The sequence below is a fragment of the Nitratireductor lacus genome (genome assembly GCF_056431025.1).
The window spans coordinates 73,126-91,502 of sequence record NZ_JBWKMB010000012.1; the positions used below are offsets into that span (position 1 = coordinate 73,126).

16 protein-coding genes are annotated in these 18,377 nt (G+C 60.7%); 8 read left to right on the forward strand and 8 right to left on the reverse strand.

Annotated elements, in window-relative coordinates; translation table 11 throughout:
* Position 1 precedes the first annotated feature (1 nt).
* The 6 genes from AC07E3_RS11870 to AC07E3_RS11895 form a co-directional block, all read right to left on the reverse strand.
* Positions 2–673, reverse strand: coding sequence for an ABC transporter permease subunit (locus AC07E3_RS11870; RefSeq protein WP_336069407.1), 672 nt, complete (start codon positions 671–673; stop codon positions 2–4).
* Positions 670–1,344, reverse strand: a complete 675-nt coding sequence (locus tag AC07E3_RS11875) for an amino acid ABC transporter permease (RefSeq protein WP_336069405.1) — start codon at positions 1,342–1,344, stop codon at positions 670–672. The genes AC07E3_RS11870 and AC07E3_RS11875 overlap by 4 nt, the downstream gene beginning before the upstream one ends.
* Positions 1,345–1,575: 231 nt before the next feature.
* Positions 1,576–2,754, reverse strand: a complete 1,179-nt coding sequence (locus AC07E3_RS11880; RefSeq protein ID WP_478362112.1) for an OpgC family protein — start codon at positions 2,752–2,754, stop codon at positions 1,576–1,578.
* A gap of 9 nt (positions 2,755–2,763) precedes the next feature.
* Positions 2,764–4,560, reverse strand: coding sequence for a glucans biosynthesis glucosyltransferase MdoH (mdoH, locus tag AC07E3_RS11885; protein WP_478362195.1), 1,797 nt, complete (start codon positions 4,558–4,560; stop codon positions 2,764–2,766).
* A 57-nt stretch (positions 4,561–4,617) separates the two neighbouring features.
* Positions 4,618–4,773 carry a hypothetical protein gene (locus AC07E3_RS11890; protein WP_478362114.1) on the reverse strand — a complete coding sequence of 52 codons (156 nt, stop codon included), beginning with the start codon at positions 4,771–4,773 and terminating at the stop codon, positions 4,618–4,620.
* On the reverse strand, positions 4,757–6,358 hold the full coding sequence (locus AC07E3_RS11895) for an OpgD/OpgG family glucan biosynthesis protein (protein ID WP_478362116.1): 1,602 nt from the start codon (positions 6,356–6,358) through the stop codon (positions 4,757–4,759). The genes AC07E3_RS11890 and AC07E3_RS11895 overlap by 17 nt, the downstream gene beginning before the upstream one ends.
* Before the next feature lie 302 nt (positions 6,359–6,660).
* On the opposite strand from AC07E3_RS11895, the gene AC07E3_RS11900 reads away from it, so the two are divergent.
* On the forward strand, positions 6,661–7,443 hold the full coding sequence (locus AC07E3_RS11900; protein ID WP_478362118.1) for an SDR family oxidoreductase: 783 nt from the start codon (positions 6,661–6,663) through the stop codon (positions 7,441–7,443).
* 20 nt (positions 7,444–7,463) lie between these two features.
* Here AC07E3_RS11900 and AC07E3_RS11905 read toward each other — a convergent pair whose 3' ends face one another.
* Positions 7,464–8,819, reverse strand: a complete 1,356-nt coding sequence (locus tag AC07E3_RS11905; RefSeq protein WP_478362120.1) for a GH1 family beta-glucosidase — start codon at positions 8,817–8,819, stop codon at positions 7,464–7,466.
* 40 nt (positions 8,820–8,859) lie between these two features.
* Entirely contained in the window at positions 8,860–9,918 is a 1,059-nt protein-coding gene (locus tag AC07E3_RS11910; RefSeq protein ID WP_478362122.1) for a LacI family DNA-binding transcriptional regulator, read from the reverse strand.
* Between the two features lie 281 nt (positions 9,919–10,199).
* Between AC07E3_RS11910 and AC07E3_RS11915 the strand changes: the two genes are divergently transcribed.
* The 7 genes from AC07E3_RS11915 (at position 10,200) to AC07E3_RS11945 (ending at position 18,325) form a co-directional block, all read left to right on the forward strand.
* Positions 10,200–11,570 carry an ABC transporter substrate-binding protein gene (locus AC07E3_RS11915; protein WP_065815708.1) on the forward strand — a complete coding sequence of 457 codons (1,371 nt, stop codon included), beginning with the start codon at positions 10,200–10,202 and terminating at the stop codon, positions 11,568–11,570.
* Positions 11,571–11,649: 79 nt separating this feature from the next.
* Positions 11,650–12,804 (forward strand): carbohydrate ABC transporter permease, encoded by a 1,155-nt coding sequence (locus AC07E3_RS11920; protein WP_478362124.1) that lies wholly within the window; start codon positions 11,650–11,652, stop codon positions 12,802–12,804.
* Positions 12,801–13,937, forward strand: coding sequence for a carbohydrate ABC transporter permease (locus tag AC07E3_RS11925; protein WP_478362126.1), 1,137 nt, complete (start codon positions 12,801–12,803; stop codon positions 13,935–13,937). Before AC07E3_RS11920 ends, AC07E3_RS11925 begins: the two co-directional genes overlap by 4 nt.
* Positions 13,938–13,945: 8 nt before the next feature.
* Positions 13,946–15,634 (forward strand): beta-galactosidase BglA, encoded by a 1,689-nt coding sequence (gene bglA / locus AC07E3_RS11930; RefSeq protein ID WP_478362129.1) that lies wholly within the window; start codon positions 13,946–13,948, stop codon positions 15,632–15,634.
* The gene (locus AC07E3_RS11935) at positions 15,631–16,719 is read left to right on the forward strand and encodes an ABC transporter ATP-binding protein (RefSeq protein WP_336069384.1); all 1,089 of its coding nucleotides are present in this window, start codon (positions 15,631–15,633) and stop codon (positions 16,717–16,719) included. The genes bglA and AC07E3_RS11935 overlap by 4 nt, the downstream gene beginning before the upstream one ends.
* Before the next feature lie 247 nt (positions 16,720–16,966).
* Positions 16,967–17,659, forward strand: coding sequence for a helix-turn-helix transcriptional regulator (locus tag AC07E3_RS11940; RefSeq protein WP_336069383.1), 693 nt, complete (start codon positions 16,967–16,969; stop codon positions 17,657–17,659).
* A 12-nt stretch (positions 17,660–17,671) separates the two neighbouring features.
* Positions 17,672–18,325, forward strand: a complete 654-nt coding sequence (locus AC07E3_RS11945; RefSeq protein WP_478362132.1) for a response regulator transcription factor — start codon at positions 17,672–17,674, stop codon at positions 18,323–18,325.
* Positions 18,326–18,377 lie beyond the last annotated feature (52 nt).

Consider the following 18,377-nt stretch of genomic DNA (forward strand, 5'->3'; position numbering starts at 1 on the left):
GTCAGATTCCTTCCCAGACGACCGACCTGCGCAGCCGCTTTTCAATGCGCGCGCCCACACTCGCCAGAAGCTTTGCCAGCGCGTAGTAGAGGAGCCCCACCACGGTCCACACGATGAACGGCTCGAGCGTGCGCAGATTGAGAATGTTGCCGATCTTGGTCAGATCGAACACGCCGATGACCGAGATCAGCGATGTGACCTGAAGCTGGTTCACCAGAAGGCCGACCAGCGGCCCGATGGAGAACGCGGCGGCCTGCGGCAGAAGCACGAAGCGCAGGACCTGCCAGCGCGAATGCCCATAGACCTTTGCCGCCGCCACCTGCTCCGCCTCCACCGCATCGATGCCCGAGCGGAAGATCACGAATGCGAACGCCGCCGTGTTCAGGCTGATGGTGAGCGATGCCGCCACGAATGGCGTCATGTTGATGTGAAAGAAGGCCGGCAGCCCGAAGAAAACCAGAAAGAGCTGAACCAGAACCGGCGAGTTCTTGAGCGCTTCACTGATCGTGACGATCACCTGCCGCAGCACCGGCACGCGGTAATAGTCGACCAGGGTGAAGAGCGCCGCGATCAGAAGGCCGACAAGCGTGGTGAGCGTGAAGAGCCCCACCGTGACGCCCAGCCCCTGCGCAAGCAGCACCAGATCATAGGGCGTGAAGTCCGCATATCTCATGCCGCGCCTCCCGTATCCATCGCCCGGTTGAGCCGCCTGTGAACCGTGTTGATCAGAAGCGACAGCGCATAGGTGAGCGAGGCGTAGAGAACGAGCAGCACGAGATAGACCTCGAACGGCTTGAAAGTGGTCGAAGCCACGATCTTGGCGGTGCCCGTCAGTTCATTGATGGTGATGGTCGACAGGATCGAGGAGGTCAGAACCATGTTGATCAGCACCGAGCCCATCGGGCGCACGGAGGTGCGCAGCGCAATCGGCAGAACGATTCTGGTAAAAATGGTCCAGCGGCTGAGGCCACTCACCTTCGCCGCCTCGATCACCCCCTGATCCACCGCCAGAATGCCCGAGCGGATGACATCGGAAACAAACGCGCCGCCGATGATCGACAGGGCGATCACCCCGGTCTCGAACGCGCCGATATAGATGCCGATTTCCGGCAGTCCGTAGAAGAAGAAAAAGAGCTGAACGATGAACGGCGTGTTGCGAAACACGTCGCTATAGGCGAACGCAACCCCGCGCACGATCCGGTTTCCGGACGTGCGAAGCGACGCCATCAATGCCCCGATGAGGACCGCCCCGATGATCGCCAGCGTACAGGCGAACACGGTGAGCAGAAATCCGTCGAGCATGAAGGGCAGGTGCGGCGCAAGCGTAACCCAGAGCTGATTCAACGTCCCCCCTCTCCCCAAAGTGAAAGCGCTTTCATAATGGATAACTTACACGCCCTGTCAAGGGTGTCTGGGAAAGACCCACCAGGTTTCCGCGGCTCCGCTACCCGCGCAAAGAGGGGACACATGCCGGCATACGGCCAGAAACGACGGACCAGAAACGACCGCTGGTCAGATCAGGAACACATGCCCGTGGGTTTATGCGCCGCGCAAAATACAGCGTCCGGCAGACGGTCAAACGCTCTCGCTGAGGCGCTTTTTCTCCACCGGACCTGGCATGAACCTGCGTTCCGCCGCGCGAGGCGCGTCCTTCTTCCCTGACTTCTGCCAGGAAAGGAAGCGGGCGACCGCATACTGAATGGCGATACCGGCACTCAGGAGGACTGCATCGGAAGCGAAACTGGTCTCATGGCGCAAACGAAGGATCTGCAGCGCGATCGCCAGAACCGAACCGGTCGCAAAGACAGCGAGGCCGTTCCTGCCCATCAGTTCGACCGGACGGAACACAGGCCATTGAAAAGCGCGCACCACCCAGGCGACATTGGTCAGAACATAGGCGAGAGCCAGCGCATGCAGAAGGCGCGGCAGCGACAGGAAAGTCTTGTCGAACCCGGCAATGAAGAACGGCAGCATCTTGCGTCCCGGCAGCGCCCCTGCCCTGAGCGAAACCCAGACACAGGAGAATGCGAGGAAGGCAGTGCACAGCCAGAACAGCCAGGCACGATAGGGAACGAGCTTTCTCCCCTCCAGCATGCAAAGCCCGCCGGCGATGCCGACAGCGAAGATGAGCTGCCAGGCTATCGGGTTGAAGAACCAGCCACCCGGGTTCGGATAATTCGGCAGGTTCAGGCGGAAAGCACCCGCAAGAAGCCAGACACCAACGGCCACGCCGATCAGCGCCCGCGGACTGCGCAGGCCGATCATGATGTAGAGCGGCGAGATCAGCAGAAGCATGGCGTAAAGCGGCAGAATGTTGAAATAGCCAAGTTGATGGCCAAGCAGCGGCACGCCGACCATGGTCTGCAGTGGTTTCGTGAGAAGTGGCCCGAAATTGATCCGGCTGAGCATCTCGAAGACACCGAGATAGAGCGCCCCGCCGGCGACAAGGGCAATGGCCATGAGCGACGTAACGATGTGCGTCACATAGAGCAGGCCGGCACGCCTCCAGACCTTCATGCATGAAGTGAAGAAGGCCCCTTCACGAAAGCCGCGCGAATAGGCAAGCCCCACGGCAATGCCAGACATGAGCACGAAAGCCTCGGCCGCATCGGAAAAACCGAAATTGCGCGACGTCAGGTTCTCATAGAGATTGCCGGGTACGTGGTTGATGAAGATCGTGATCAGCGCGAGACCACGGAACACGTCCAGGCGCTGGTCACGGCCAACGCTTGAAGGAATGAAGGGGGCGTTCATGAGGCAGCCTCACTGTTCCGCGTCAGCGGGCTCGAGTGCCGGTTCCGCCACCGGCTGGCTTGCGGGCGCAGTCTGTGCGGCGCCGCGCCAACGGGAAAGTATGACTTCCTGACGAAGGACCACCGGTGAAGGGTCGCGGTCATCCGCCGTCTGGAAAAGCCCGGCTTCCGCAGCGTCGAGCGCGCTCCGCGAACTGACGTGGATCAGGAGAGGTGCGAAGACCTGCGGCCCTGCCACCAGAAGCAGCCAGCCGACATATTCCGGAGCAAATTGGAAGGCCAGCCCCAGCGTCACCAGACCGGTGGCGCTGATCCACCAGCTTGCAGACCACGCTTCTGAAAGGCTGACAGAGCCGGCTTCCCGGTCGGTAGCGGGCCAGCCGCCATCCATGCCGAGAAACACTTCAATCACCGCCCGGCACTGATACATGAGCATGATCGGAGCAAGCAGGCTGGTAGAGAGAATCTCCGTCAATGTGTTGAGAAGAGCACGCCCGGTGCCACCGAACCTATCATTCACGCCACTCAGCGCTCCACGTACGACTATCAGAAGCTTGGGGCCGATCAACAGACCAAAAACGCCGACGAGCAGCGTCAGCGCCAGCCCCTGCTCAACGCGTGGAAACACGGGAAAAAGCCCCGGCTCGGGGAAATAGTCCGGAACGCCCTTCAACAGCGGCGCGGCGATCGAGGCAATGATGAACAGCGCCCAGAGCGGCGATGTCACATAAGCCATGATGTTCTGGACAAACACGAACCGGCTCCAGGGCTTGAGGCCCGGTGCCACCATCACGCGGCCATGCTGAAGATTGCCCTGGCACCATCGACGGTCACGCTTGGCGAAGTCCACCACATTGTCGGGCCCCTCTTCATAGGAGCCAGTCAGATCGGGATCGACCCGCACGATCCAGCCACTGCGGGTCAAAAGCGCTGCTTCGACATAGTCGTGGCTCAGTATATGCCCGCCAAACGGTGGTGTACCGGATAACTCCGGAAGCCCGCAGCTCTGGGCGAAAGCACGTGTACGGACAATCGCATTGTGCCCCCAGAACGGCCCGGACTCTCCCTGCAGCGCGGCCAGGCCACGCGTATAAACCGGGGAATAATAGCTGGTGGAAAATTGCATCGCCCGTCCGAAGAACGAACGCGCATGGACGATTTTTGGCAGCGTCTGCAGAAGACCGAGCCTGGGTTCCGCCTCCATGCGCCGTACCATCTCGGCCATCGTCGCGCCTTCCATCAGACTGTCGGCATCGAGCACGATCATATACTCGTACATCGCGCCGGACGTCCGGATGAAATCGGCAACATTGCCGGCTTTCTTGCCCGTGTTCTGTTCCCGCCGCCGGTAGTAGATAGCCGTATGCGCGCCGCATTCCGCGTGCAGGCGCTCGAGCCAGCGCTCTTCCTCTGCTGCAACGCGCTCGTCACGCGTATCAGACAGGATCGCAAAATCGAAGCGGCCGGCAACGCCAAGCGCGTGGAGACTGCCGATCATCGCTGCCACATGCGAAAATGTTTTGACCGGATCTTCGTTGTAGACAGGGACGAGGACCGCCGTCCGTGCGCTGGTCGGCGTCAGCTCGAATGACTGCTTTCTCTCTCTGAAGGGCAGGCTCAAAAGCCCGTTGAAAGCATAGGCCGCGCCCCATGCCAGCCAGGCTGTGCTGGCGGCCAGCAGCACGATGCGAACGGCGTCGATCCATTGAATCCCATCGGCTGAAAAATAGCCGACGGCAAGCGAGGCGACGAGCCCTGCCATAAGCAGGCAGAAAAGGATCGACAATACGCGTCTTACACTGACCATCACACTCTCATGGGGTTCACCGACCACCATTCCCGTCTCTCAATCGGGCCCGTAATTTCACTTCCAGGCCAGTCGCTTGAGCAGCACGGAGAACAGCGCGGGGCGCGCACGCCGACGTTCCAGCACCTGCTCGGGCATCGCCATGGGCGCAACCGGCAGAGCGCGACGGCCATGCGTCATCGGCTGGCTATCCGTCTCACGAACGTGCGTCATCTGTATCTCTCCACTGATAACTCCAGATTTCAGAAAGGCGTTTGTCGTCGAGCTTGAGATGACCGCTCATTTCAACAGGTCCCGCACCGCTCGGTTTCAGGTCGATCACGAGACGCCACATGCCATTGCTGTCGATGCGGGAAACCGCCGAATGCGCAATCTCGCCACGGCTGACATTCACAACTGCTTCAATGTTTGAATCGCCCGGAAGGTTCCGCAGAACCTCGCCATCGAAATCGACGACGAACTTGCGCAGCCCTTCCTCGTTCTTGACGCCGGAGACGCCGCCCTCGCCGCTGCGAAGCGCCATGACCCGGGCAAACCGGTTGGTCGGTTCATCAATGGCACCCCAGGTCAGGCGATAGTTGAACTCAAGCGCATCCCCCGCCTGAACCTCCTTTTCGGGAACCCAGAACGCGACGATGTTGTCGTTGACCTCGAGATCGGTCGGTATCTCGACAAGCGTGATGTTGCCGCGCCCCCACGCTTCCAGCGGCTCCACGAGGAGCGACGGCCGGCGCTCATAATGAGCGCCCGCATCCTGGAAGTGCGCAAAATCACGGTCGCGCTGGTAAAGCCCGAACGCCTGTGGGCTGTCTTCGGAAAAGAACGACGTGGCAAGCTCGGACGGATTGTTCAGATTGCGCCACAGTTCGTCACCATCCTTGCGGACGATCTTCAGCCCGTCGCTGTCGTGAACCTGACCGCGGTAATCATCAAACGCGCTGTCATTGTTCTCGGCGAAGAGGAACATGGATGTCATCGGTGCGACGCCGAGGCGCCCGATGGCCTTTCTGGCAAAGAGGCGGGCCGTCACGGTCATGACCGTGTTGCGGCCAGGCGCAATCACAAAGCGATAGGCACCCGTTACACTTTCGCTGTCGAGCGCGGCATAGACGGTCACCTCCTTGCTGCGCCGGTTTGGCTTCTCGATATAGAAGTCGGTAAAGCGGGGAAACTCTTCCCCATTGGCAGTGGCGGTGCCGATGGCCAGTCCACGCGCGGACAATCCGTAGAGCGTGTCCCGGCCGAGCGCACGGAAGTAGCTTGCACCGAGGAAGGACACCAGCTCATCCATCACATCGGGTGCATTGAGCGGATAATGCAGGCGGAAGCCCGCCTCGCCCTCCATGACCAGATCTTCGAACCGGGAGGGATCAAGAGGCTTGCGATACTCGAAGTCACGGCCGGTGAAGAGGATCGGCGTGGCAGCCTCGCCCTCCACCGCGTAAAGGCGCACCGGCTCCTTGAACAGCCAGCCCATGTGAAAGGCTTGCAGTTCGAACGGGGCCTCACCCTGCCACAATGCGTGGTCAGGCCGGAAACGAATCGCCCGGTGCTGATCGTAGGTCAGCCCGGCAATCTGCTCGGGGAGCTTGAATTCGGCTTTGGCGAAGGGTTCGGAAGCCTTGTTTTTCATCGCCCCCGTAAGCGCCTCGAAGGAAAAAGGCTGCGCCTCCCCCTTCGCGTCAACGCCTTGCGCGGCAACGTCTTGAGCGCGCGCATGGGTTGCAAGGGCCGTCAGGCTGGACGTACCCAACAGCGATGCTGACAGGCAGGAAACAAGGAAGGATCGTCGGTCCATATATGGAACTCGTATGCAAGAAAACTCAGGGTGAAGCCGCGGCACAAACCACGCGCTTTCAACGCGTTAATTGCGGTTTAGTTTCGGCAGTAGACATAACATTCGGAGACTGTCCGTTACCAAGATTTGAAGGCACAGCGCAGAGCGGCGGATCGCTGTACAGCGTCCCCTCGAGACTTGCAATCCTGTTCTGAATCGTGCCCAATCGCGCCACCTCACCCAGGGTGAGAAAATCCACCATCCAGCGCCAGAGCCGGTTCACAACAATGCGGCCGGCGGTGCATCAATCCGGGAATTTGCCGATGGATCTAGGACTGAAGAACAAGCGCGCCCTGGTGCTCGGCGCAAGCCGCGGCCTCGGCGCTGCCATCGCCCAGGGGCTGGCGAAGGAAGGCGCGATCGTGATCGCCGCCGCACGCAGCAAGGACAAGATCGAGGCGTGGGCCAGGGACCTGCCGACCGGCGCGGGCTCGGTCGAGGCTTATGAGCTCGATCTGTCCGATCAGACAGCGATCGACGATCTCGCTGACAGGCTTCTGGCCGATGGAGGCGTCGACATTCTTGTGAACAACACCGGCGGCCCGCCCCCTTCCACCGCCGTCGATGCCAAACGCAGCGACTGGATCTCGAATTTCGAGACGATGGCCGCCAATATCTTTCACCTGACCGGGCGTCTCCTTCCGGCCATGCGCGAGCGCAAATGGGGCCGCATTCTGACGGTTACCTCGTCTGGCGTGGAGCAGCCAATTCCGGTTCTGGCGCTGTCGAACGGCATCCGCTCGGCAATCGTCGGCTGGTCGAAGACACTGGCCACGGAAGTCGCCCGCGATGGCGTGACGGTCAACATCCTGATGCCCGGGCGCATCCACACGCAGCGCGTCGTCGAACTCGACACCGCCGCGGCCGGCCGCTCCGGCAAGCCGGTGGAGGAGGTTTCCGCGGCAGCAGCGGAAACCATTCCGATGGGGCGCTACGGCGATCCGGAGGAATTCGCCAACATGGCCGTTTTCCTCGCCTCCGAGCGCGCCTCCTATGTCACAGGAACAAAGGTTCGGATCGACGGCGGCGCTACCCGTTCGGTCTGAGCAGGCCTTAGGGTCAGAACCTAGCGTCTCAGCGCACGCCCGAGCGCATGCCACGATGCCTTGGGCGTGCGCTCCAGCGTTTCAAAATCGACATGCACGAGACCGAAGCGTTTCTCATAGCCAAGCGCCCACTCGTAATTGTCGAGAAGCGACCAGACGATATAACCCTTCACGGGAGCGCCCCCGGCCATCGCGCGCCGCACCGCGCCGAGATGTCTATTCAGGAAGTCGATGCGGGAAGGGTCCGCCACTTTTCCGTTCAGCACCTGATCGGGCGAGGCCATGCCGTTTTCCGTCACATAGATCGGCAGACCCTTGGTGTAGGTATCATGCACCCAGGTAATGAAATGGTGCAGACCTTCGGGATAGATCTCCCAGTTCATCTGCGTCTTGGGTAGCGGCCCCTCGATTTCCCTCAGCGCCGGGAACTGGCCTGAGCCGTCCGGCGCAATCAGCTTGCGTGTATAGTAATTGATACCGAGCCAGTCGACCGGCGTACCGATGATGTCGAAATCGTTCTCGAAGCCTTCCGGCATGTGGGGCCCAAGGCCTTCCAGCACGTCCTCTGGATAGGCCCTGTCGAACACGCCGCCCAGGAACCATCGATTGTAGATTCCATCGTAAAGGCGGGCTGCTCTTTTCGCCGCTTCGCTGTCATCGGCAGGTGCCGCATACTCGAAATTGGTGACGAGGCCGAGATCGCCCATGCCCAGAGCCCGCATGGCCTGCGTCGCACGCCCATGTGCAAGAAGCACATGATGCATGGCGCGCGCGGTGGCGCGAATATCGCGCAGGCCCGGCGCATGCTCGCCCATGAAATGGCTGAGCCAGGCCACACACCAGGGTTCGTTGACGGTGGCCGCCGTCGCCACCCGGTCACCGATGCGCTTCATCACCACTTCTGCATAATCGGCAAACCAGCCGGCAATGTCGCGGTTGCGCCAGCCGCCAAGATCGGCAAGCGGCGCCGGCAGATCCCAATGGTAGAGCGTGGCGAAAGGCTTCAGCCCCCGTGCCAGCATGCCGTCGACGAGACGGTCGTAGAAATCGAGCCCTTCAGCATTGGGCGCACCGCGCCCTTCCGGCAGGACACGCGACCAGGACGTCGAGAAACGATAGCAGTCAAAGCCGGCATCGCGCACCAGGTCCAGATCGCTTTCCCAGCGGTGGTAATGGTCGCAGGCCGTCGCCCCGTCCTCACCACGCACCGTATTGCCGGGGGTGGCGGCGAAGGTATCCCAATGCGATGTGCCACAGCCGCCAAACCGGCTACCCTCGATCTGGTAGCTCGAGGTCGCCGTTCCGAAGACGAAATCGTCCGGGAAATCCGCGCGGGAGAATTCAAGCTCCATGGTCTCCGTGTTGGTGGCGGACATGAGTATCTCCCGGGTTCGATCGTAGGTGTTCTGCTCGCCGTCAGCGGCGACGCGGCGGTGCGGTGGTCTGGCCGATCACAAAATCGGCCTCCCATAATTCGCTCTGCAACGGTCCCGCAGGATTCTCGATGCGCTCAAGCAGCATCTGGGCCACGCGCTTGCCCGCGTCGCGGATGGAGGATCGAACCGCCGTGAAATAAGGAATGTCAGGCGTCCTGCCCTTATAACCGGACTGCAGGAAGGAGAGGCAGTCATCGAAGGCGATGATCGACACGTCTTCGCCTGCACGCAGGCCGAGATCGGCCAGCGCCCGCGTCACGCCCATGGCGGGCAGAACGCTCGCCACGAGGATCGCTGTCGGCGGTTCTGCAAGGTCCATCAGTGCGCGTGTGGCGTGATAGCCATAGGGTTCAACCATGTCTGCACTGTGCAGCAGTTGCTCATCAGACACGATGCCCGCCTCCTCGAGCGCCACCTCATAGCCCTGCCTGCGCCGGTCCGCGAAGTTCATCGTTTCAAGTCCGTTGACAAGCGCAACGCGCTGATGTCCCAGATCGAGCAGGAACTTCGTGGCACGATGAAAGGCGCGGCGGTTGTTGACGTCCATCCAGCAATAGTCCGCTCCCTCCTCGTCGCTGCGCCCATGCACGACGAACGGAAGCCCTAGGGCATTGAGAAGGCCGATGCGGCTGTCACCGGTGAGCGGGCCATGGACCACCACGCCGTCCACACGCTGATCATCCACCAGATCGCGATAGACGCCCTCCTGCTCCTCAAGTGAGGCAAGCCGCAGCAGAATGTCGTAACCGTTCTCGCCGTAGACTTCGCCCGCGCCGGCGATGAAGTCGGCGAAATGCGGGTTGATCATGATATGTTCGGACAGACTTACCACATGGCCGATCATGCGCGACTTGCCTGTGGCCAGGCTCGCCGCGCTGGGGCTCGGGCGATAGTTCAGCCGCTCCGCCGCCTCTATCACCCGGACGCGCGTTTTCTCGGCCACCTCCGGAAAGCCATTGAGCGCCCGAGAGACGGTCGTCTGGGACAGTCCTAGAGCTTCCGAGAGCATCTTCAGATTGATCGCTTTACGGGCAGGCAACACATTTCCTTTTCAAAGCGCTTTAAAAAATTGGTGTCATAGCCTTTCAGGCAGATCAAGCCCTTCTCTCTCAAGGAGCAACAATTTCCAGAAAAACCGCCATTAAATCGGTATTTTTCCGAAATTTCGTCGACAGATGCCTTGTCCTCTTGACTCGCGAGCGTCACAGATTGATGCTGAACATATCCAAAGCGCTTTGAATTTTGTTTATATCGTTGTCATTGCGCCGGACCTGCAGAGACCCGAGGAGGAGCGGCCTTGCGCCGCAAAGTGGAGGAACCATGAAGACGTCCATGCTAATCGGCGCGCTTGCCCTGGCGCTGGCCGGCACCACCGCCGCCGTCACGACAGCCCGGGCCGCCGACCTGAAGTTCGCTCCGGGCGAGGATGCCCGCTTCAACTGGCAGAGTTTTGAGGATTTCAAGGCCGCAAACGACCTCTCCGGTCAGGAGATGAGCCTGTTCGGCCCCTGGCTCAGCGCCGACAAGGATCTGATCGAATCCGTTACCGCCTACTTCGAGGAGGCCACGGGCGCGAAGGTCAATTATTCGGGTTCCGATTCCTTCGAGCAGCAGATCGTCATCGACACACAGGCCGGCAGTGCACCGAATGTCGCCGTCTTTCCGCAACCGGGCCTCGCCGCCGACCTTGCCTCCAAAGGCCTGCTCGTGCCGCTCGGCAGCGACACCGCTGACTGGATGAAGGACAATTATGCAGCCGGTCAATCCTGGGTGGATCTTGGCACCTATGAGAATCAGGACGGGACCAAAGCTTTCTTCGCTTTTCCCTACAAGGCAGATGTGAAGTCCCTCGTCTGGTACGTCCCGGAGAATTTCGAGGATGCCGGCTATGAAGTGCCGCAGACCATGGAAGAGCTGAAGGCCCTCTCCGAGCAGATCGTCGCCGACGGCGAGACGCCCTGGTGCATTGGCCTCGGCTCCGGTGGCGCGACCGGCTGGCCTGCCACCGACTGGGTGGAGGACATGATGCTGCGCACACAGGCACCCGAGGTCTACGACCAGTGGGTAACCAATGAAATTCCGTTCAACGACGAGCGCGTCGTTGCTGCGATCGAGGAATTCGGCGCGTTTGCCCGCAACGACGATTATGTGGATGGCGGCGCGGGCGCTGTCGCCTCAACCGACTTCCGCGATAGCCCCAAGGGGCTCTTTGCCGTACCGCCCAAATGCTACATGCACCGGCAGGCATCTTTCATCCCGTCCTTCTTCCCGGAAGGGACACAGCTTGGCCGCGATGCCGACTTCTTCTACCTGCCGGCCTATGCAGGCAAGGACCTCGGCAAACCCGTGCTCGGTGCGGGCACGGTGTTTGCCATCACGAAGGAATCGGAAGTGGCGCGCGCCTTCATCGAGTTCCTGAAAACGCCCATCGCGCATGAAATATGGATGGCGCAGGCCGGTTTCCTGACCCCGCACAAGGGTGTGAACCCCGAGGCTTACGCCAATGATGCCCTTCGCAAACAGGGTGAAATCCTCACCAGCGCGACCACCTTCCGTTTCGATGGTTCCGACCTGATGCCCGGCAAGATCGGCGCCGGCGCGTTCTGGACCGGGATGATCGACTATGTCGGCGGCAAGTCGGCCGGGGATGTCGCCGGCGACATCCAGAAGGAATGGGACGCCATCAAATAGGCGCGAACATCTGACGAACCCGCCGCCCGAAGGCGGCGGGAAACGGCCAAACCGTGCACATGCGCCCCAGGAGGCAGTCATGGCAATTTCCTCGACCGAAACAGCCCCGCCCGCCGGCTCTCCCGGCCCCGGTGGTTTCCTTCTGAATCTGGCGATTGCACTCGTCATCATGGTGGCTGGCATCGTCTTCGCGGTGCTGTGTGCCGTCGCCGTCTTTGCCGCGCTCAACACGGTCCTCCCCGACATCAAGCTTGTCCAGGCGGTGCTGGTCATGGTGCTCGGCGTGGCGGCGTGTTTCGGCTATTTCTGGGGTTCCAACCGGCTGCTCGACGTAATCTACCCGCCCCGCGGCAGCCGGGTGGCCGAAAACATCAACGCGGCCAACGGCATCCGGCCGTGGCTGTTCCTTGGGCCCGCGGTTGTCATTCTCGGCATCTACCTGGTCTATCCGGTTATCAATTCGATCGTCCTGTCCTTCCACGGACCGAGCGGCGAGACCTGGGTCGGCGGGGCCAATTACGCCTGGCTCGCCAAGGATGCGGCCTTCCGCGAGAGCATGCGCAACAACATTCTCTGGCTCATCGTCGTGCCCGCCGCCGCCACCTTCTTCGGTCTCATCGCAGCCGCCCTGACCGACCGCATCGGCTGGGGCAATGTCGCCAAGAGCCTTATCTTCATGCCCATGGCGATCTCCTTTGTCGGCGCGAGCGTGATCTGGAAGTTCATCTATGATTACCGCGCCGAAGGCTCCGATCAGATCGGCATCCTCAACGCCATCGTCACCTTCTTCGGGGCAGAGCCGCAGGCGTGGATCACCATCCCCTTCTGGAACAATTTCTTCCTGATGGTCATCCTGATCTGGATCCAGACCGGTTTTGCCATGGTCATTCTTTCCGCCGCCCTCCGCGGCATTCCGGAGGAAACCATCGAAGCCGCCATCATCGACGGCGCTTCTCCATTTCAGATTTTCTACAAGATCAAGGTGCCGCAAATCTGGGGCACCATCGCCGTTGTCTGGACCACGATCACCATTCTGGTTCTCAAGGTGTTCGACATCGTACTGGCCATGACCAACGGCCAGTGGGGCAGCCAGGTGCTCGCCAACTACATGTTCGACTGGATGTTCCGCGGGCTCGACTTCGGCCGCGCTTCGACCATCGCGCTGGTCATCATGGCCATGGTTACGCCGATCATGATCTGGAACATCCGCGAAGCACGGAAGGACATGAAATGAGCACGCCCGTCGGTTCCCGGCCTGCACTCGCATGGGTCGTCAACATTTCCGTCATTCTGCTCGTGGCCCTGTGGACTCTGCCCACCCTCGGCATTCTCGTCTCATCGCTTCGCGACAAGGACCAGCTCGCCGTAAGCGGCTGGTGGACAGCCCTCACCTCTTCTGAACGCAACGTGGTCGCACGCGCAGCCCCGCCGGAAAACGCCACGCTGGAAGCCGGCCGCTACGTGCTCACGGGCAACGTATTCGAGGACGATAGCGGCAAGGCCGTCGGCTTCGGCATATCATCGCGCGAACCATCGGCCTTCGCCGTCGGCGAAAGCGCGGAACTGCGCGACGGCGGCACGCTCACCGTCGAGGCCAATGGCGACTACATCATCGCCTATGCCGAGCAGCCCGAACCCGGCCGCGGCCAGCGCATCTTCGTGAGTTCCGTCGAGCCGCCGCGCTTCACCACGGAGAACTACGAGAATGTCCTGTTCTCCGAAGGGCTCGGCAAGAGCTTCATCAACACGATGACCGTGACCATTCCAGCCACCGTCATCCCAATTCTGATAGCCGCCTATGCGGCATATGCCCTGGCCTGGATGGAATTTCCCGGCCGCGCGCTTCTGCTTGCCGCGATTGTCGGCCTGCTTGTCGTGCCGCTTCAGATGTCGCTCATCCCGCTCCTGCGCCTCTACAACACGGTCGGCATCGGCAAGTCATTCATCGGCATCTGGCTCGCGCATACCGGCTTCGGCCTGCCGCTCGCCATCTATCTCCTGCGCAACTACATGGCCGGCCTGCCGCGCGAAATCATCGAGAGCGCGCGCGTCGATGGCGCCTCGGATTTCGAAATCTTTCGCAAGATCATCCTGCCCCTGTCCTTCCCCGCGCTCGCCTCCTTCGCCATCTTCCAGTTTCTCTGGGTGTGGAACGACCTGCTCGTTGCCACGGTTTTCCTTGGCAACAATGAGGAACAGCTTGTGCTGACGGGTCGCCTGCGCGAACTGCTCGGCTCGCGCGGTGGCAACTGGGAAATCCTCACCGCCTCGGCCTTCGTGGCCATCGTGGTACCCATTCTCGTTTTCTTCGCATTGCAACGTTACCTGGTCCGCGGCCTTCTGGCCGGGTCCGTCAAAGGAGGCTGACCGCTCCCATGAATGTCCTGCACGATGTTCCCTTCGAACATGCCCCCGGAGCCATCAGCCGCCATGCGGAAGACACCGACTGGTGGCGCGGCGCGGTCATCTACCAGATTTATCCGCGCTCCTTTCAGGATTCCAACGGAGACGGGATCGGAGACCTGAAGGGGATCACCCAGCGCCTTCCCTACATCGCCTCGCTCGGTGTGGACGCGATCTGGATTTCACCTTTCTTCAAATCACCCATGCTCGACTTCGGATACGATGTATCGGACTACAGGGAAGTGGACCCGATGTTCGGCTCGCTGGCCGATTTCGATGCCATGATCACCGAAGCGCACCGGCTCGGTCTCAAGGTCATGATCGACCAGGTGATTTCCCACTCCTCCGACCAGCACCCGTGGTTCATGGAGAGCCGGCAGAACCGCACCAATCCGCGCGCAGACTGGTATGTCTGGGCCGACCCAAAGCCAGATGGCAGCCCGCCCAACAACTGGCTGTCGATCTTCGGTGGCTCGGCCTGGCAGTGGGATACGAGCCGCTGCCAGTACTATCTGCACAATTTCCTGGCCAGCCAGCCCGACCTCAACTTTCACAATCCGGACGTGCAGGATGCGCTGCTCGACGCGGTGCGCTTCTGGCTCGAGCGCGGTGTCGACGGTTTCCGGCTCGATACGATCAATTTCTATGTTCATTCGGCCGGTCTGGAAGACAATCCGCCGCTTAATCAGGACGAGCGCAACGCCTCAATCGCACCGGCGGTCAATCCCTACAATTACCAGGAGCATCTCTACGACAAGAACCAGCTGGAGAACCTGGAGTTTCTGAAGCGCTTCCGCGCCCTGCTCGATGAATTCCCCGGCACCACGGCCGTCGGCGAAGTGGGTGACGCGCAGCGTGGCCTCGACATCGTCGCCGAATATACGAGTGGCGGCGACAAGGTGCATATGTGCTATTCCTTCGATTTCCTCTCGCAGGAACCACTCACACCGAAGCGCGTGCGGGACGTCCTTGAGGCCTTTGAAGAGAAGGCTCCGGATGGCTGGTCATGCTGGAGTTTTTCCAATCATGACGTGGTCCGTCACGCCTCGCGCTGGGCCGACCAGGTGCACGACCGCGAAGCTTTCCTGAAGATGACGACAACACTGCTTCTGTCGCTGCGCGGCTCGGTCTGCTTCTATCAGGGAGAAGAGCTCGGTCTCACGGAAGCGGTGCTCGACTTCAGGGATCTGCAGGATCCCTACGGCATCCAGTTCTGGCCGACCTTCAAGGGGCGTGACGGCTGCCGTACGCCAATGGTCTGGTCGGAAACACAGGTCAATGCAGGCTTTTCGGCGGCAAAGCCCTGGCTGCCAGTCCCGCCGGAACATCTCCATCTGGCGGTCTCGGCACAGGACGGGCCGAACTCTCTCCTCGCTCATTATCGCCGGGCGCTTGCCTTCCGCGCCCGCCACCCGGTCTTCGCCAAGGGCGATATTGCGTTTCGCGATGCCGGCGAGGACGTTATCGTCTTCGAACGCTCGATGGCGGCGCATTCGATACTGGTGGCCATCAACATGACCGGTCATCCGGTTGAGCTCGCGTTCGATGCTGGAGCATACGCGACCATGCAGGACGCGGAAAGCAGCGGGGCCGCGGAAAACGGCATATTGAAGCTGCCGGCCTATGGATACTGGTTCGGCAGCAGGGGAGTGGGACAATGACGGCGCTCGACCTGAAAGACATCCACAAGAGCTACGGCGCAACCCGTGTCATTCACGGCATCGACCTGAAGATCGAGGATGGGGAGTTCGTCGTCTTCGTCGGTCCTTCGGGCTGTGGCAAGTCCACCCTGCTGCGGATGATCGCCGGGCTGGAAAACATCACCGGCGGTGACATGTTCATAGGCGGCCAGCGCGTCAACGACATACCGCCCTCACAGCGCGGTATCGCCATGGTGTTTCAGTCCTACGCGCTATATCCGCATATGACAGTCTACGACAACATGGCCTTCGGCATGAAGATTGCCAAAGCGCCGAAGGAGGAAATCGACAAGCGCGTGCAGGCGGCTGCCGACATCCTCCAGTTGACGCCCTATCTCGACCGGCTGCCAAAGGCGCTGTCAGGCGGTCAGCGCCAGCGGGTCGCCATCGGACGCGCCATCGTGCGCAATCCGAAAGTGTTCCTGTTCGACGAGCCACTCTCCAATCTGGATGCAGCGCTGCGTGTCGCCACGCGCATCGAGATCGCCAAGCTGAAAAGCTCCATGCCTGAAACCACCATGATCTATGTCACGCATGACCAGGTGGAGGCCATGACGCTTGCCGACCGCATCGTGGTTCTGTCGGCGGGTCGCATCGAACAGGTGGGAGGCCCGATCGAGCTCTACGAAAAGCCGGCCAACCTGTTCGTCGCCCGCTTCATCGGCTCACCGGCCATGAACATCCAGCCTGCCCGAATCGCGAAGACGGGCGGTGAGACGGTTGTCAGCCTTGCCGGGCGCGAAACCGTGGTGCCAATCCCCTCGCCTGAAACACTCTCCGGGGCGCCGGTCCATTTCGGTGTGCGCCCGGAAGATATGCGGATCGCGGAGGACGACGACTTCCTCTTCGAGGGCGACGTGCACTTCGTCGAACGCCTTGGAGAAGTGACAAATGTTTACATGAATGTGAAAGATGTGGATGACGCGGTGGTGGTGAAGGTGGCCGGTGTCCAGAAATACGCCAAGGGCGACCGGCTGCGCATCGCTGCGGCCCCGGAAAAGATGCATCTTTTCACCGAAGAGGGACGCTCGCTCCTCCATATCTGAGACATTTTAACCGATTTGAGGATTTCTTGACCCGAATCGAAAGCTTACCTAACCATAAGCGGGTGACTGGGGGGCAGCCAAAAATCCACACCGGATCTGCTCTCTTGTGCTGCCCGTTTTGAAGTGACCGGTTTCGACCTTTTCACCATCATCTCACTTGGAGCGGGCAAATAGCGGGCCTCGTATTGCGTATCCGCGAACCCTAAAGCACCAGCCATCCGGCGGTGCGGATCTGCGGTGAGACCGAATGGCGACTGAGACGAAAGAGAAACGCAGTGCCCGGCAGTACAAAGCCGCATCGCGGCGCGACGTCTCCAGCCTCGCGCGCGCTTATTGCCGTTCCGGCAAAAACGTTTCCTACCTGATCGCTGAGGCTGCGCCGGACAGCGCCACCGGAATGGCAAGCATCCTGGTCTCCAACTGGAGTTTCGACACCATCGAGGATGTGGGCCTCAATGCCATCACGCGCCTTGTCGAAAGTCCCATTTCGACATTTCCCGGTGCAGTTCCCAGCGGCTGGCACCCGCTTGCGCTTGCGGCACTCGTCGCCTGTGACGAGGTTGCACACCTTTCGCTTCACGAACAGCAGGAAGTGTTCCTCCTCAAGCTCCCCTCGGGCAAGAAGCGCTACATTGCCCTGATTTCGGCCGATGAGGCCGATGCACTCGACACAGCAGAGCTCCAGCGCCTGCAGATGGGGCTGTGTCACCTGCTTTCCGGTTACAAAGCAAAGACAAATCCGATCGGCGAGCCGCTCTCCGAGCGCGAGCGCGAATGTCTTTACTGGGTTTCCGAAGGAAAAACCGCCGATGAGGTCTCGCTCATCATCAACGTGTCATCGAACACTGTGAACAGTTACGTCGCTCACGCGATCCACAAGCTGGCAGCGAAAAATCGCGCGATGGCAATTGCGACGGCCATTCGCAACGGCCTCATATAGAATGGTGGATTGATGACGCTTTCGGACATGGCAGTCGAGCTGCAGGAGCTCACCGAAAGCATCAGCGCCGCCCGATCTCATCTCTATCTGGTCAATGGTCTTGGGAAACCAAGGCTGACTCCCTGTCTGGAGCAGACGGACACGCAGAGCCACACTGAAGCTCTCGAACTCGCCGGTCGATTAAGCAAGCGCTTCGTGGACAAGCTGTCCGAAACGTTCCACCCGCTTCTCTGGGGCATCGCCATGCCGGAAGAAACTTTTGGAGTGCATTGGGAGGAGATTCCACCGCTTGAGGGGGAAAGGGGCCTGGTACTGCCGCTTGCAACGGACCAGCGGCATCATGGTGCCATCTTCTTTCTCGGCGGAGGAATCTGCCTGGAGCGCGACGCATTGCTCGATCTCCATAGCCGGTGTCACGCCCTTTTCACCCGGTTTCTGGAGCACGATCCGCTTCCCGGCGGAACCAGCGGCCCGGCCATATCGAGGCGTGAACTCCAGTGCCTGAAACTCACCGCGAACGGCCTGACCAGCGATGAAATTGCAAAGCGGCTGGGGCTTTCGGTGCACACCGCCAATCAATATCTGGCAAACACCACTCAGAAACTGAACGCGGTCAATCGTGTCCACGCGGTTGCCAAGGCGCTGCGCAAAGGCCTCATCGATTAGGTCCCGGACCTTCTGATATCATCTCAAGGGACACGAGGCGGCAACCGTCCAC